This window comes from Pigmentibacter ruber (assembly GCF_009792895.1).
Taxonomy (GTDB): Bacteria; Bdellovibrionota_B; Oligoflexia; order Silvanigrellales; family Silvanigrellaceae; genus Silvanigrella; species Silvanigrella rubra.
The window spans coordinates 98,268-112,717 of record NZ_WSSC01000005.1 but is presented as its reverse complement, the minus strand read 5'-3'; the positions used below and the strand labels follow the sequence as shown (position 1 = coordinate 112,717).

15 protein-coding genes and 1 tRNA gene are annotated in these 14,450 nt (G+C 27.6%); 7 read left to right on the top strand and 9 right to left on the bottom strand.

Features of this window, described 5'->3' with window-relative positions; genetic code table 11:
• The first annotated feature begins 124 nt into the window (after positions 1-124).
• Positions 125-1,744 (top strand): hypothetical protein, encoded by a 1,620-nt coding sequence (locus tag GOY08_RS14210; RefSeq protein WP_158999587.1) that lies wholly within the window; start codon positions 125-127, stop codon positions 1,742-1,744.
• Positions 1,745-1,863: 119 nt separating this feature from the next.
• On the opposite strand, the gene GOY08_RS14205 is transcribed toward GOY08_RS14210, so the two are convergent.
• The 8 genes from GOY08_RS14205 to GOY08_RS14170 form a co-directional block, all read right to left on the bottom strand.
• Positions 1,864-2,538: an O-methyltransferase gene (locus GOY08_RS14205; RefSeq protein ID WP_158999586.1), complete on the bottom strand. Its 675-nt coding sequence runs from the start codon at positions 2,536-2,538 to the stop codon at positions 1,864-1,866.
• Between the two features lie 67 nt (positions 2,539-2,605).
• Positions 2,606-2,681: transfer RNA gene (locus GOY08_RS14200), tRNA-Phe, on the bottom strand.
• 40 nt (positions 2,682-2,721) lie between these two features.
• Positions 2,722-3,747: a hypothetical protein gene (locus GOY08_RS14195; RefSeq protein ID WP_158999585.1), complete on the bottom strand. Its 1,026-nt coding sequence runs from the start codon at positions 3,745-3,747 to the stop codon at positions 2,722-2,724.
• Positions 3,737-4,906: a hypothetical protein gene (locus tag GOY08_RS14190; protein WP_158999584.1), complete on the bottom strand. Its 1,170-nt coding sequence runs from the start codon at positions 4,904-4,906 to the stop codon at positions 3,737-3,739. The genes GOY08_RS14195 and GOY08_RS14190 overlap by 11 nt, the downstream gene beginning before the upstream one ends.
• On the bottom strand, positions 4,854-5,534 hold the full coding sequence (locus GOY08_RS14185; protein WP_158999583.1) for a TadE/TadG family type IV pilus assembly protein: 681 nt from the start codon (positions 5,532-5,534) through the stop codon (positions 4,854-4,856). The genes GOY08_RS14190 and GOY08_RS14185 overlap by 53 nt, the downstream gene beginning before the upstream one ends.
• Before the next feature lie 5 nt (positions 5,535-5,539).
• Positions 5,540-6,037 carry a hypothetical protein gene (locus GOY08_RS14180; protein ID WP_158999582.1) on the bottom strand — a complete coding sequence of 166 codons (498 nt, stop codon included), beginning with the start codon at positions 6,035-6,037 and terminating at the stop codon, positions 5,540-5,542.
• Positions 6,034-6,825 (bottom strand): hypothetical protein, encoded by a 792-nt coding sequence (locus GOY08_RS14175; RefSeq protein ID WP_158999581.1) that lies wholly within the window; start codon positions 6,823-6,825, stop codon positions 6,034-6,036. Before GOY08_RS14175 ends, GOY08_RS14180 begins: the two co-directional genes overlap by 4 nt.
• Before the next feature lie 2 nt (positions 6,826-6,827).
• Positions 6,828-8,690, bottom strand: a complete 1,863-nt coding sequence (locus tag GOY08_RS14170) for a type II and III secretion system protein family protein (protein WP_158999580.1) — start codon at positions 8,688-8,690, stop codon at positions 6,828-6,830.
• Between the two features lie 246 nt (positions 8,691-8,936).
• Here GOY08_RS14170 and GOY08_RS14165 point away from each other — a divergent pair, with 246 nt between their 5' ends.
• From GOY08_RS14165 to GOY08_RS14140, 6 genes are read left to right on the top strand one after another with little or no spacing between them, the layout of a single operon-like run.
• The gene (locus tag GOY08_RS14165; RefSeq protein WP_158999579.1) at positions 8,937-9,227 is read left to right on the top strand and encodes a hypothetical protein; all 291 of its coding nucleotides are present in this window, start codon (positions 8,937-8,939) and stop codon (positions 9,225-9,227) included.
• Position 9,228: 1 nt separating this feature from the next.
• Positions 9,229-10,044 carry a CpaB family protein gene (locus GOY08_RS14160; protein WP_158999578.1) on the top strand — a complete coding sequence of 272 codons (816 nt, stop codon included), beginning with the start codon at positions 9,229-9,231 and terminating at the stop codon, positions 10,042-10,044.
• On the top strand, positions 10,041-11,495 hold the full coding sequence (locus GOY08_RS14155) for a CpaF family protein (RefSeq protein ID WP_158999577.1): 1,455 nt from the start codon (positions 10,041-10,043) through the stop codon (positions 11,493-11,495). The genes GOY08_RS14160 and GOY08_RS14155 overlap by 4 nt, the downstream gene beginning before the upstream one ends.
• A complete protein-coding gene (locus GOY08_RS14150) occupies positions 11,489-12,205 on the top strand; it encodes a type II secretion system F family protein (protein ID WP_158999576.1) in 717 nt (238 codons plus the stop codon). Before GOY08_RS14155 ends, GOY08_RS14150 begins: the two co-directional genes overlap by 7 nt.
• Positions 12,202-12,759 (top strand): type II secretion system F family protein, encoded by a 558-nt coding sequence (locus GOY08_RS14145; RefSeq protein WP_158999575.1) that lies wholly within the window; start codon positions 12,202-12,204, stop codon positions 12,757-12,759. The genes GOY08_RS14150 and GOY08_RS14145 overlap by 4 nt, the downstream gene beginning before the upstream one ends.
• A gap of 19 nt (positions 12,760-12,778) precedes the next feature.
• Positions 12,779-13,273: a MarR family winged helix-turn-helix transcriptional regulator gene (locus GOY08_RS14140; RefSeq protein WP_158999574.1), complete on the top strand. Its 495-nt coding sequence runs from the start codon at positions 12,779-12,781 to the stop codon at positions 13,271-13,273.
• A gap of 119 nt (positions 13,274-13,392) precedes the next feature.
• Here the strand turns inward: GOY08_RS14140 and GOY08_RS14135 are convergent, their stop codons facing one another.
• Positions 13,393-14,424, bottom strand: coding sequence for an ROK family protein (locus GOY08_RS14135; protein WP_158999573.1), 1,032 nt, complete (start codon positions 14,422-14,424; stop codon positions 13,393-13,395).
• Positions 14,425-14,450: the final 26 nt, after the last annotated feature.

Sequence of the window (14,450 nt, the reverse complement as noted above, 5' to 3'; positions counted from 1 at the left end):
ATTTAAATAATTTATATTGACATAATTAAATTAACAGATTAGTTTCGCACTCGAAGTGTCGGCATTTCAAATTTTTTATATTCACATTATAACTATATAATATCTATTAGTAGGGGTTTTGCTTATGGATTATAGCAAAAATTTTCGAAAATTTCCTATTGCCATTGCTTTATGTCTTTCTTCTATCGCCTTCGCCAACCCACAATCAACTCAAACAGATATAAACGCTTTTCTAAATGAATTTAATAAAAATCCTAAAAAAGTTATGGATACAATACCACAAAAGAAAAGCTCTTCTAATGAAGTAATTCCTGAAAGTCAATTTTCAAATAATGATCAAAAAACAAAAGAGTATTTATCTAAAAAAGATAAAATTCGTGAAAAACTGATGAAAAATGCGTATAAAAATACACGTAGATTCACACCATTTGCTGAATATTTAGGAAATGACAATCCAAAATATTTGGTTGAAAATCCTGCTTCTTTTATTGATAATATAAATACAATAGATAGCAAAAATGTTTCAACCTTCCGCCTATCTTTCCAACCATGGTCTGGAAGTTACTGGCCTCTTTCACAAGGCTCAGTTACAAATAGATATGCTGAACGTTTAGGTGCTGTGTCTGACATTAATGCATATGCAAACTATATCTTAAATCAAAGACCCGCTAGCAGCTTGATACGAGAAGGTAAGACAAATAATTTATCACCAGCGGAAAAATATGATTTGCTAGTTAATGATCAAAATTATTCTTTAACTCAATCTATACTTGGAGAAGTAACTAGTTATGGATCTTTTGAAGGCTGGGAAGGAATTTGCCATGGCTGGGCTCCTGCTGCTTATATGTATAATAGACCAGCAAGAAGTGTTAAGTTAACAAATACAAATGGAGTCGAAATAACTTTTTATCCATCTGATATAAAAGCCCTGTCTTCGTTACTATGGGCAAATTTAAGTTATCCTACAAAATTTATTGGTGGTCGTTGCAATCAAAAAGATCCCCAAACCGATGCAAATGGACGTATTCTTAGCCAGGAATGCTTTGATACCAATCCTGGCACATTTCACCTCACTTTAATTAACCAAATGGGCTTAAATAATAGAAGTTTTGTATTTGATGCGACCTATGATTTCCAAGTGTGGAATCAACCAATTTTAGGATATTCTTACGTCTATTTTAACCCTCAGACTGGCAGAGTAGCCTATAATGCGAAAGATGCAGCTATTCCTATGCAGCAATTTACCAATGATAAATTTAGAAAATACCGCTCTAATAGAGCAGCAAAAGTTGTTGGAGTTAAAACAAGAATAGAATATATTGCAGAAACAGGCCCTAGTACCGCACAAAGAGATAATGAATCAAGGGATAACGTTATTTCCGTTGAGTATTACTATGACCTTGAATTGGATTCTAGCGATAGAATTATTGGCGGAGAATGGTATCAAAACGCACACCCAGATTTCATTTGGACACCAACAGTAACTGCCGATGTTTCAACTGGGCTAGTACCAGGCAATACAACTGAGTCTTACAATTATAACATCTACAAATGGCAAGAAAACCCAACCCGTCCATTCAATGAGTGGGGAGCTTATTCGCCATACGCAGCGCAAAGAAAAGTTCCATTAGAAAATATTATTCGTAGCTTGGTTGCATGGTCTGCAGATGATAGAGGTGGTGAAGCGCCTGAAAATTGTAAACAGCCTTGTATTCCAAATACTTATAAATGGCATAGATACTGATTCTAAATTTTTAAGAAGGAAAGCAGGAGTTTCTCATTATACTTAAAATAAGTCTTTATTTTTGTTCTTTTATAGTGAGAGTTTCACTTCCTTCAAAAGCTTTTGCAATAAAATGATTGCTATTTTTTAGTAGCAATCATTAAACCTTCTCCAGTAGGCAAAAAGGTTGTGACCAGCCGCTCATCTTTTACACATTTCTCATTGAATAAACGCATTGCAGCAATAAGATTTTTTAATTCACCTTGTTCTGAGACATTGTCTTCTGCAATATATCCAAACACAAAAACATTATCTGCAATTAAAAGCCCTCCACTTCTTAAATTTTCAATAGCCCAATCAAAGTAGGTAGGATAATTTAATTTATCAGCATCTATGAAAATAAGATCAAAGGGGCCCTTGCTACTCAATTGAGGTAACGTCACAACAGCATTGCCTTCAATAATCTCAATTTTTTCTAGTAAGTTTAACGTTTGAAAAACTTCTGTGGCTACTTGAATATGATGCTGACTCTGTTCACAGGTATATAATTTTCCCCCTGGAACCAAAGCATTTGCAAGAAATAACGAGGAGTATCCACAAAGAGTACCTATTTCAACAATTTTACTTGGCTGGATAGTCCTTGCAATTACTTCCAATGTTCTACCGTCCGTAGGTAAAACTTGTAACGGAGGAGTCCCACGTTTCTTTGCAAGCTGCAGAGCCAATTGCTGGGATGGATGCGAATCAACATTCAGCAATTCTTCAACATACTTTGAGACTGATGGTAACAAATTTGAGTACGATTTTGGTCGCATAATCTAACCTATTTGATTTCAAATAATGATATACTTAAAAGGAAGTAAAAAGGAAGAGAAGTAAGAATGGTGGCACCTCCCAGAATCGAACTGGGGACACGTGGATTTTCAGTCCACTGCTCTACCGACTGAGCTAAAGTGCCGAACCGTTGGTAGGACTGTGACTAATACACGAAGGTCAGTTCAGTCAAGCATTGATCCCAAGTTTTTTTTATTTTTTTTATTTGCCTCTAAATCGCTCACTAATTCGCCTCTTAATTGTGCTTCTTTCTGCGAAAAACGTCCCAACTGAGACGAAATGAAATAATTTGTGGCGATACTCACTTCTTTCACTTTATTGTTCAAGATTGGACAGACCCATGCTGGGATACCAAGTTCGATAGCATTCTTTATTTGAATAATCTTATTAGCTACACAAACTGCGACAGCTGGCCCTGAACCTACACAGCGGGCTGAAGCTTCTAGAAAACAAAGCTGGATTTGGAAATTTGTGGAATCAATAACTGTGCGATTTAAAATATTTTCAATTGTATGCAAAGAGCAAAGAGGGGCAAAGGGTCGCATCAGACACTGCTGGACAAACTCTCCTTGCAGAGGCGAATAAAGCGACGCCTGTTGGCGTGAAAAATATTGAGACTCAAGCGTTTTATCAAATAAAGTTAATGAATTAAGAACTTTAAAATCTCTTTTGTGAAGATCAACTACAGAAGAAGGGTAGAAGATGTTTTGTTCTTCATAATACTTATGACTAGACCAACTTTTAAACCTAAAAGGTAAATCTTTCTCTCTTTCATAATTAGAATCTTGGGTCCAAGTTTCTAATAAAATAATTCCATTTAAATTATTAAATATAGAATATCCTGGGCTATGTTTATTCTGTGATTTTGTTTTGTAGTTATCTACATAAGCTTTATCAAAGAAAAGACCACCAATTTGATCAACTGAATTACTAAAAAACTTACTTGGCATAAAAGAATAGAAAGATTGCTGTGAAATAATATCGCTAGATTTTAAAGCACTCCATTTTTCTGCATCATTTAAATATGCAAAAGACAACTTTTGTCCATTTAATACATTTTCATCAGCCATAATTCGCAGCTTAATTTGAAACAAAAAAACGGTTCCTGTTAATAACAAAAAGAAAATAGGTATTATGATAATAGATTCTACTAAAGCCTGCCCCTTCATGCCTGAATAATTAAAATTCATTTGCAGATTGATCCTTTTCAAAAGAAATCGTTGCAGCCCAATTTGGGAGAAAGAAAGAAAACAAAAAATCATTTTTTCCGATAAAACATTGAAGATTATTTCTATTTTGGAAATTATTATCAGTAGAAATAATTGCAGAGAATTTCTCATTACAGTAATAATTTGGATGAATAACTGTTGCATAAATAGTTTTAGAATAATCTGCTAATATTTTCTTATCTAGACGAATATTTAAAGATTTCATAACCAAATTAAAAAAAACAGTATAACTATTCTTATAAGCAACTTTTTTTGGAGATTCAGTTTCCAAAGCGACTAAAAAATTTTCTTTATTCACGTATGGAACATAAAGTAGACTATAGTGAAGCGCACTTGATATAGTAGAGTTTTTCTCTAAAAATAAAAATTTATCCTGTGCTGCAAAAGTTAGAGATGGTAGTTTTGGTAAAAAAAATGTGTAATTTATACGTCTATGCGCTATTTCACATTCATTTCGGTCAAAATGAAAAGAATAAAATCTTTCTAAAATGGGGAAAGAAAAAAAACCTGGTTTTGTAAAAATCTCGTTACTTGAATTTAGTGCCATACAAAAAGTGGTATTATTTCCAGAAAATTTGAAGTGACTAGAGATTTTTTTTGGCAACTTATTAAAAAGAATTATGTTTTTAAATGATAAACTTTTTGCTATAGAAAGATTTCTCGCGGAAGATAGCTTGAATGTTTCAAAATTTAATTTTATATTTTTTTCATTAGCATTGTCAAAGAAGTTTGCAAAAACTCCTTCGTTATTAATTTTTTTAAAAGTTTCCCAATATTTTTGAGAATAAGAATTATACATACTTAATTCACTAGCTTGTAAAAAAGAATATTCAGCAAATTTTACAGCATGAAAAATTAAATAATTATTAATACTTATTTCATTTAAAATATTTGCTATTTCTGTTCGCTCCATTAAAACACTATTTCTAGCAATATTTACATTTGAATAATTCCTTATATAGCATTCTGCAGTAAATAGAAAAAAAATTGACATTACTAATGAAAAAATGATTAAAAATAAGCTTGAAAATAAAATTTGTCCTGTTTGACATGACAAATTTTTATTATTACAAATATTTTCCAATATTTTGCATAAAAAAATTTCTTTTTTCTTTTTCATTAATTTCTTCCATACCATAAAATTTATTAGGAACATATAAACCCTTAAAAAAAATATTTACAGAAGCTGGCCAAGGCACATAAGAAGCGCTTCTTACTCTAAAATAAAAGTTTTTGTCTTCAGTATCATAATCAAAAAAATGACCTAAACAATTTCTATTTTTAAATGATGTATTTTTAACCTGTTTGCCAACTGATGTAGATTTATCAAAATAACCATTTAATAATTTAGGAAATAAAAGAGGAAGGCATACATATATTTTTAAATATACTCCTGCAGGATAACTCAAATTATCTGAATTAATAAATTCAGCTTTTAAATAAATTGAATTACTATAATTAACTGAATCGTGAAAATTATAAGTTGGAAAATTATCAATTTTATTTAATATATTTTTTTTAACAGAATTTTTAATAAAGTCAATTTCAGGAACATTTTTTTCACTTATTTTTAATTTTTGGTGAGATATAAATATTGAAATATCATTAGAAATTGATTGCAAAAACAATTTAAAAGCATATAATCTAGAAATTTCTATAATCGAAAATGAAAGAAAAATAGTAATAGGAAATAATATTATAAATTCTAACAAAGTTAATCCATCTGAATTATCTAATAATATTTTCATAATACCTATCCTTTCACTTCATTAAAAATTATTTTAAGTAAACTTTTTTCTAATAAGTATTCTTTTACATATTGAATATTAAAATCAAATTCATTATTTTTTACACTATATTTTTCACAAAAATAAGTAAAATAAAGAAGAATTAATAGAAAATTTAAAAATATAAAATTTTTATAAGCCAAAAAAATCATCCTTATATCACTAAACTTTAAAAATCGTAAAAAAATTCTGCAATAACTAAAAAAATTATACTCTATAAAAAAATTATTTTTATCTTTATCCTCAATAAAAAAAGAATCACCATTCTTTTTAGTTATAAAATAAATATTATTTTCTAAGTAAAAACATGTATCGTATTTTCTATACATTTTGACATCATTAAACTCAATGTAAAAAGTATCATTTTTAAAGACAAAATTAAAACTATTATTCTCTATAACAAAATTTTCAATTTCAATATATTCATTCTTTTTAAATGAAAATAAAATAACTGAATTTTTCATAAATTAATCCTACAAAAATTTTCAAATTTATAAGAAGAGTAATCATCATAAGTAAAAATAGTTAAATTATATTTTTTTTCTGTATTATCTATATCATTAAAAATGATAATTTCATTCTTTTGCTCTAAATTTATATCATACAAATAAAATCTACCATTCAAATTATCACAAGTATAAAAAGGAAGTATTGAGTTATTTTTTTCATTCATTAAAAAAATCTTTTTATAATGTGTTATTAATATTTTTCTGGATAATTTACTATTTGATAAAGGATAAAAACTTCTCAATTTTATAAATTTTAAATTTTTAGCATACTGAAATTGATTGAGTTCTGTATAAATTAAACTACTAGTATTACCAAATATAATTTCTTTACCTTTATATTCTAAAACATAATGAAATAATTCCTTATATTTTAATTCATTATATTCAATTCTGATATTGTAAATTTCACATATAAAAAATTTTCCTAAAATTAAACAAATATTTACCGAACAAAAAATTATTTTTGCGGCATTAAAAAATTTTACTCTACTAAGAAATTCTATAATAATTCTATTTTTGATTAGAAAATTTTTTATAAAAAATAAAAATAATTTATTTTTTATCTCCAAGCGATAGTCTGGAATATATTCTTTCTTAGAAAAATCTAATTTAAAATTAATAATTATTACATTTGAAGAAACTTCTTTGTTTAAAAAACAAATTCCTCTACTTATTAATTCATCACTTGGACATAAAGAACTTAATTGTAAAATACCATTTTTTGCATCAAATATGAGATACATTTTTAATCCAGTAAATTAAATGAAAAAGAATTTTTAGAATTATTTTTTAAATTATTCATATAAAATTCTTTATTTTTTAAAGAATTCTGATCTTCTTTAGTGGCCGAAATAGCTATCCATAGCTCGGATTCATCATCTTTAAATTTCCTACTTTTAAAAAGTTCACCAATGATAGGCAAATCACCAATTAAAGGAAATTTTGAAATACTTTTAGAATGTTTAGACTGAATCAATCCACTTAAAACGACGTAATTTTCATCTTTTAAAACAATATTAGTTTTTAATTTTCGGGTAACAAATCCTGGAATATTTTGATATGATAAAACATCCGAAACATCACTTACTTCCAAATCTAATTGTACCCAAATAGTTCCGTCTGTTTGTAGATTAGGGGTTACATGAAACAATATTCCAAATGGTTTGAAACTTACCGAATTATTTTGCTGATTATTCTGCATTTGACTTGAGACAATAGGTACTTCTCCACCTGCTAAAAAAAATGCTTTTTCCCCGGAGCGAGTGAGTATAACTGGTTTAGCAATATTCCTAGCAAAATTTCTTTCTTTTAACGCTTTTAATAAAATTGATAGCGGAGCAACTTGTAAAGAAGAATTAGAAAAACCTTCTGTTAAAAGATTACTTCCTAGATTAAAATTTCCAACAATAGGTTGATGCATTCCTGGCCAAGATGCTCCTGCATGCAAATTTTTTAATTTTCCTACTTCAAGAAATTCAAGATTAATTTGTATTTGAGAACTTTCTCCAGTTTTTAGACTAATGTAGTCATTTAAATTTGGTAAGAGTGCACTTAGAAAACTCCAAGCTTTATTTTTGGCTGCTGGATTTGTCGATACTCCTGTAACAGCTAAAAATCCAGCTCTATTTACAATTTGTAAATTTTTTTCTCCCATAATTTTTAAGTAGCCTTCTAATACTTTAAATATTTCCTCTTCAATTTGTGGATTTATTTCATAAGCAGGATAAAATAAATTAGATTTTGAACTAGTTACATTAACTAACATGCGAAAATCTTTTAGTTCTTTAACTCTTCCAGTAATTACTATTTTACCATTTCTAATTAAATAGTTTATACCATTTATTTTCTTTAAACTTTTTGCAACAATATCTAAACTTGAAGTATTTTCTTCATAATTAACAACAGGTGAATTTGAATAATTTTTTGCTTTTCCTATATTTATATTCCATTGCTGTTCTATTCCATCAGGATATTGGATAACAAGGGAAGTAAAACCATTTAATTTTGGTATTAATTTTATAGAATTTGTCATGCCAATTCTATTTACATCTATCACATCAGGATCTGATATTTGGATACTTAAAGGGGCTTGTCCTAAATCTAAGGTTTTTTCTTTGCCTAAAACAAGATTTAATTGTTCATTTGCAAAACAAGCAAAACTAATTAATGCTAAATTTGTCAAAATTATTGTTATAAAAATAAATTTTATATTTTTAAAAATAGTATATAAGAATTTATTTTTGACTAAATAAATACGTTTATTTTTATTACTAAATATTTCATAAGAAGTAAAACCTGATGAAATTTCACAAACATACTTTGTATTAAAAGGAACAATAAATATACAGTTTTTAGGGACTATAAAAGGAGATTTTATAAGATTATAGAATTTGTCAAAACATATTATAGTAATATCGAAATTCATACTGATTGTATGGAAAATTAAATGATTTTTATAAATCAATCCATAATTATCTGGAGGAAATAAATGATTTAAAAAACCTACTTTCATTTGATAATTTTTATTAAGTTCTAATAGTGGTATTTTTTTATCATGTTTATTTTTAAATAAGAGATAATATTTTTTTTTAATTTTTTCTAACTTCATTTTACAACCTTTAAAATAAAAGACGAAGTAAATTTTACTTTTTAAAAATTTTTTTTATATTGACAGGAACCAGAAAAAAATATTTTTCGATATACCTTTGTATTCTGATTAATTCGTAATACCCAAAATATTCTTCCCTTCCAAACTTCTTTTTATAATATTTTTAACCTTTTAAATATCAGTCAAAAATTAATGTGATTTTTGTAATTGATATTTGACTATATATTTTTTAAAGGAGTTTTTACCATGCAGAGCAAAAATAATTTAGAATCTGGTCAAAGTTTAACTGAATACGCTATTATACTTAGTTTAGTAGCTGTGGCAGCAGTCGCTGCTACAGCCTTTTTCGGTGGTGCAATAAAGGGAAAAATTGCTTCACTTGCAGGAGTTATTGCTGGTCAAGATGTATCTAAGGTGTCAGATTCAGAAAAAAAAGCGAAAAATTCTGCTGAAAAAGCTCAGAAAAACGCTGGAAAAGTTTCTGGAAATACCTCAATCAATCAAGATGAAGATATTTTTGACAGTGAAAGTCTGTAAAATGGTCAATATAAATTGGGAATCAAATAACAATAGTTTGAATAAAGAAAAGGTTAAATTTTTTTCTTTACTCAACAGCAATCTAAAAAAAATAATTATTTGTATTTTATTATGCTTTTTCCAAATATTAATTATTAAAATAATTACTGAAAATAAATTATCAAATTATTTGGAAATTAAAGTTCTTAAATCTAAAGGAAAAATTAATCCTGGCGAAACATTAACCAACGATAATCTTGTTATTTCTTCTGAAAAAATTGAGGATATTATTAATTTTATAGAAAAGAATAACAATATTGATTTATTTATGGGAAAAAAAGCAATCACTGAAATCGAGGAAAATAGCTATATTTTTAATTCGAGTGTTTTTGCTAAAGATAAAAGTTCAATACCTGATAAAATTCCTTATGGTAAAAGACTCTTTGTTTTAGAATTAGAATTAGGAGCAATAGCTAAAAGTTTACGCACTGGCGATAGAGTAGATATTATTGCAAATCTTGATATCCCAAATTTTGGAAAAGCTACTGAAGTCATACTACAAAATATTCAATTGATTGGAATAGATGAAAAAAATAGAACATTTAGATCGCGTTACAATAGTAATAATTCAATCAGTTTTTATTTAACACCTGAAGAAATTAAAATTATTTTATTTATGAAAAGATATGCAAATTTTTCATTATCATTAAGAAATCCTAATGATAATTTTGACTATAAAGATCAAGCAATAACATTAAATAAATTTATAGAAAATGAAAAGATAAAAAACATTATTAAAAATGATAGATTTCAAATAATTTATGGTGATAAAAAATGACTTGGGAAGTAGAAACTTTTTTTAATGATAAAAAAGCTATAGTATTTGATACAAATCTGACTATAGGAAATTCTAATGAATGTGATATAGTATTAAATTTAAAAATAAATGTTTTTATTCAAGTAATAATTGAATATGGCTTTATTTATATCATTGAAGATAGAATTACTAAAGTTTTTTTTATGAAGAATCTACTAAAAATAAATAATAAAATTATTTCTTTTAAATATCTTAAAAAATTTAAGCAATTTGAACCCGATGAAGAAGAAATTTCTACTATTTTTTTAGAATCTAATTTTGAGTTTATTTCAAATAAAATTCAAGATAATTTTATTGGTAAAAAACAATTTCTTAACAACAATATAAATATTTCTGAATATGATTTCTATGATGCTGCTACTCCTATTTTAGGTGATATTTATTTCGCAAATGAAGATGTTTATTTAAAAGAAAATAGATCTTTTTTCCAAAAATATCTATGGTGTTTGAAATCTCAATTTTTTGATTATGGAGTGATATCTTCCATTTTACAACAAGATGATGTAACAGAAATTATGATAAATAATTATCAAACAATATATTTAGAAAAATTTGGAAAATTGTCCTTATCAAAATTAAAATTTCCATCAGAAAAAAACTTAATGCACATAATCGAAAAGATGTGCAATTTTTGTGGAAGAAAAATAGATATTACATCTCCCTATTGTGATGCAAGATTGATGAATGGAGACAGAATACATGCCATCATCCCACCTTTAGCAATTGATGGAGCTTGTTTAACTATCAGAAAATTCCCAAAAAAATCTTTTTCTTTAAATTGTCTTATAGAAAACGATAGTATCCAAAAATCTTTGCAACACTATCTCCTAAAATACATTATCGAGAAAAAAAATATATTAATTTCTGGAGGTACTGGAACTGGAAAAACGACATTACTAAATTGTTTAGCATCCTTAATTTCTAAAAATGAACGTATTATAACTATTGAAGACTCAGCAGAATTAAATCTTGATCACCCCCATGTCATCAGGCTAGAGAGTAGAAAAGAAAATATTGAGAAAAAGGGAATTGTTAGCATTAGAGATTTACTCAAAAATGCTCTAAGGATGCGTCCAGATAGAATTATAATTGGAGAATGTCGAGGGGAAGAGGCCTTAGACATGTTACAGGCGATGAACACTGGGCATTTAGGTAGTATGACAACCATTCATTCTAACACCCCACATGCCGCATTACTTAGATTAGAAACTTTAGTATTGTTTTCAGGATATGATTTACCTTTAAAAGGCATCCGAGAGCAAATTGCTTCTGCAATCAATATTATTATTCAACTTGTTAGGAATAAAAATGGAAAAAGATCAATTCACTCTATCTATGAATTGGTAAAATTAAGTCATGAAAATGAGTTTGTATTAAGCAGAATTTATGAAGATGATACATCAATATGCTGATAAATTATTTATTTTTTTTCTTCTCAAATTTAATATATATAGTAGTTATTAAAAATGACAAGTTTTTTTTCATAAAACTTATTCATCCATTTTTTTATCTATTATTCGAATTATTCTTTTTATTATTTGAATATTTTAAAAATAAAAAATATACCTATATTTTAAATAAAGAATTACCTAAGCTTGTTTTTTATTTAAAATCTTATCTTTCATCAGGTATTGAATTATCACAAGCTCTTCAAAAAATATCAAACAATCATAATTGGAACCCATATTTAAAAAACATCTTATTCTTAATAAATTATTATTACAACAAAGGTAATTCTTTAACTTGCTCAATAGATAAAACACTAGTTTCTATTTCAAATAAAAAACATGAAAACAATTTAATACTATTACTAGGCATATTAAAAGTATGCTCTATTCAAAAAGGAAATATAAATTATATATTAGAAAATTTTCGAATTAGATTACTTGAAAAAATTTCAGCAAAAAAAAAGTTTCAAACTTACACAGCACAAATTCGCTTGCAAGCAGCGATAATTTCTTTATCACCATTCATTCTTGCATTTGTTTTATTTTTTATTTCACCAAACTATATTACTTTCTTTATCATTAATACAATTGGAAATCTTTTACTTTTTTTTATGATCGTCTTTTATTTTTTAGGTATTTATTTCATAAATAAAATTTCAGGTGTAATAAAATGACCTATGTAATTATATTTTTCTTTTTAAATTTAGGATTTTTTTTCAATAAAGATATTTTTAATATTCTAAAAAAATTAAACATATCATCCTTTAATTTCTCGCTTAATGAATATTATTCTACAATTGATTTTATAGATTTGTTAGTTTTAAACTTAGAAGCTGGGCAAAACTTATTTCAAGCTTTTCAAAATGCCTCTCATTGTATTACAAACAAAGATTTGAAAAAAGTAACAAATGAAATTCTTTTTCGCTATCTACTAGGCACCCCTTTTCTTACTTGTTTAAAAGAAGTAAAGAATAAATCACTAACCCCATATTTTCTTGAGACAATTGAAACAATTCAAATTTCTCTGGAATTAGGAACGCCAATCCAAAAAGCATTGCTTGATTTAAATAGAACGTTGCAATCGCACGCAGTTTTAACTATGGAAGCTTTTGCTGCAAAGGCTGCAGTTAAAATGGTTTTCCCTTTGGTTTTATTTATTTTTCCAGTTATATTTGTTCTTCTTGGTAGCGGTTCCATACAGGACTTGATTATTTCTTTGAATTTGTAATGTTCAATTGGAGAATAACATGGAAAATCTTGATTTTGTTTCGTCTGAGAAGACAGCGTCTATTCCAAAGTTTAAAACAGATAATTTGAGCATTGATGTTATCTTAGAATTTTATTTTATTGATACAATTAATCTATGGCGAAATAAATTGGATGATCTTGCAAAGGAATATGAACTTAGTCGGTTGGAAAGACGAATATTAGTATATATTGGACGAAACCCAGGAATCAGGCAAGCAGATTTAGCTTTAATAATGGATGTAGAACCACAAAGCTTAACCCGCTCTTTAGAAAATATGGAACAAAAAAAATGGTTGCAAAAACAAGATGACAATAAAGATAAAAGAGCAAAAAGTTTGCATTTAACTGAACAAGGTGAAAGTAAACTTCAAGATGCTTTTAAAATAAGCGAAAGAATTAGACCTAAAGTACTAAAAGATATAGCTGAAGATGAAAAATTGTTACTTACCCGAGTTTTAAAACAATTGCGAAAAAATTTAGAAAACATGATTTAATACAAAATAAGTTTATAAAATATATTTTTTGATTTTGTTTTTTTAAAATATTTATTATTTAAAAAAATATTAATTATTAATAAAAATTATTTTGCTAAGATATTCTTTATGAGATGTTTTTAAAAATGCAGTTTATTTTGTTCCAAAACAACTAATGCAGCACCAATGGCTCCTGCAGAATCTCCTATTTTATGTTTATAAATCGGAATTGGCTGTTCAGGTAGGTAAGTATTTTCACCGATTTTTCTTTCAAGTCCCTCATAAATAATATCTTGTAAACTTAAGCCTCCACCTAATACAAAATAATGAGGATCAAGCATACAAGTTAAGGAACCCAGAAAAAGTGCTAAATCTGATTTATAACGCTTAACAACAGCTAAAGCGATTGGATCTTGTGCTTTATACAATTCAAAAACTTCTGCAGCAGTCGGGCGTTTTTCAATCTGTGAATAAATTCTATTATTCAAAGCAGCTTCAAGTGCTGGTCCACAAAGATATTGTTCAGCACAACCGGCACGCCCACAATAACAAGGGGAACCACCTGCATACAGTGTCATATGCCCCACTTCACCAGCACCCCCTCTTCTTCCAGTAACAGCTTTTCCATTCACAACTATGCCACCGCCAAAACCCGAACCTAAAATAAGTCCAATACTCACTTGCTTATTTACAGGAATCCCTGTTTTTTTAAAGTAATCTAATCCAGCACCACAAAGTGTTTCTGCTAATGCAAAACAATTGGCATCGTTTTCACAAACAATGGGAAAAGTAACTTTTAATTTTGCACGAAGATCTTGGTGCATATTATGACCAACTAAGATCATAGTATTACTTGATGTCACTACTTCAGTTTTAGGATCCACCGGCCCTGGAATACTTAACCCAATACCAGCTAATGAATGAATATCTAAATTTTTCTCGGCACAGACTTCTTTCGCGAGTGATGCAAGTTTTTCAATTACTTGTTCGTATCCATTATGTCTTTCTGTCGCCACTCTTTTCTTAAATAAAACATAACCTGGTACGATTTCACCTGATGATTTTTGGAATTCAAAAGAAGAAAGGTAATCTTCATCTTTATTTAACTTTCCGATATGAATCAGCATAGCTTCAAGTTTTGTTCCACCTATATCAAACCCAATAAGATGCATAACGACTTCTCCAAGAGAAACAATAA

Coding starts and splice junctions, on each gene's coding strand:
- GOY08_RS14165 (WP_158999579.1), top strand. CDS start 8,937: ATGCAGAGCAAAAATAATTTAGAATCTGGTCAAAGTTTAACTGAATAC.
- GOY08_RS14180 (WP_158999582.1), bottom strand. CDS start 6,037: ATGAAAAATTCAGTTATTTTATTTTCATTTAAAAAGAATGAATATATT.
- GOY08_RS14190 (WP_158999584.1), bottom strand. CDS start 4,906: ATGAAAAAGAAAAAAGAAATTTTTTTATGCAAAATATTGGAAAATATT.
- GOY08_RS14170 (WP_158999580.1), bottom strand. CDS start 8,690: ATGAAGTTAGAAAAAATTAAAAAAAAATATTATCTCTTATTTAAAAAT.
- GOY08_RS14195 (WP_158999585.1), bottom strand. CDS start 3,747: ATGAATTTTAATTATTCAGGCATGAAGGGGCAGGCTTTAGTAGAATCT.
- GOY08_RS14160 (WP_158999578.1), top strand. CDS start 9,229: ATGGTCAATATAAATTGGGAATCAAATAACAATAGTTTGAATAAAGAA.
- GOY08_RS14150 (WP_158999576.1), top strand. CDS start 11,489: ATGCTGATAAATTATTTATTTTTTTTCTTCTCAAATTTAATATATATA.
- GOY08_RS14145 (WP_158999575.1), top strand. CDS start 12,202: ATGACCTATGTAATTATATTTTTCTTTTTAAATTTAGGATTTTTTTTC.
- GOY08_RS14140 (WP_158999574.1), top strand. CDS start 12,779: ATGGAAAATCTTGATTTTGTTTCGTCTGAGAAGACAGCGTCTATTCCA.
- GOY08_RS14210 (WP_158999587.1), top strand. CDS start 125: ATGGATTATAGCAAAAATTTTCGAAAATTTCCTATTGCCATTGCTTTA.
- GOY08_RS14135 (WP_158999573.1), bottom strand. CDS start 14,424: ATGCATCTTATTGGGTTTGATATAGGTGGAACAAAACTTGAAGCTATG.
- GOY08_RS14205 (WP_158999586.1), bottom strand. CDS start 2,538: ATGCGACCAAAATCGTACTCAAATTTGTTACCATCAGTCTCAAAGTAT.
- GOY08_RS14185 (WP_158999583.1), bottom strand. CDS start 5,534: ATGAAAATATTATTAGATAATTCAGATGGATTAACTTTGTTAGAATTT.
- GOY08_RS14155 (WP_158999577.1), top strand. CDS start 10,041: ATGACTTGGGAAGTAGAAACTTTTTTTAATGATAAAAAAGCTATAGTA.
- GOY08_RS14175 (WP_158999581.1), bottom strand. CDS start 6,825: ATGTATCTCATATTTGATGCAAAAAATGGTATTTTACAATTAAGTTCT.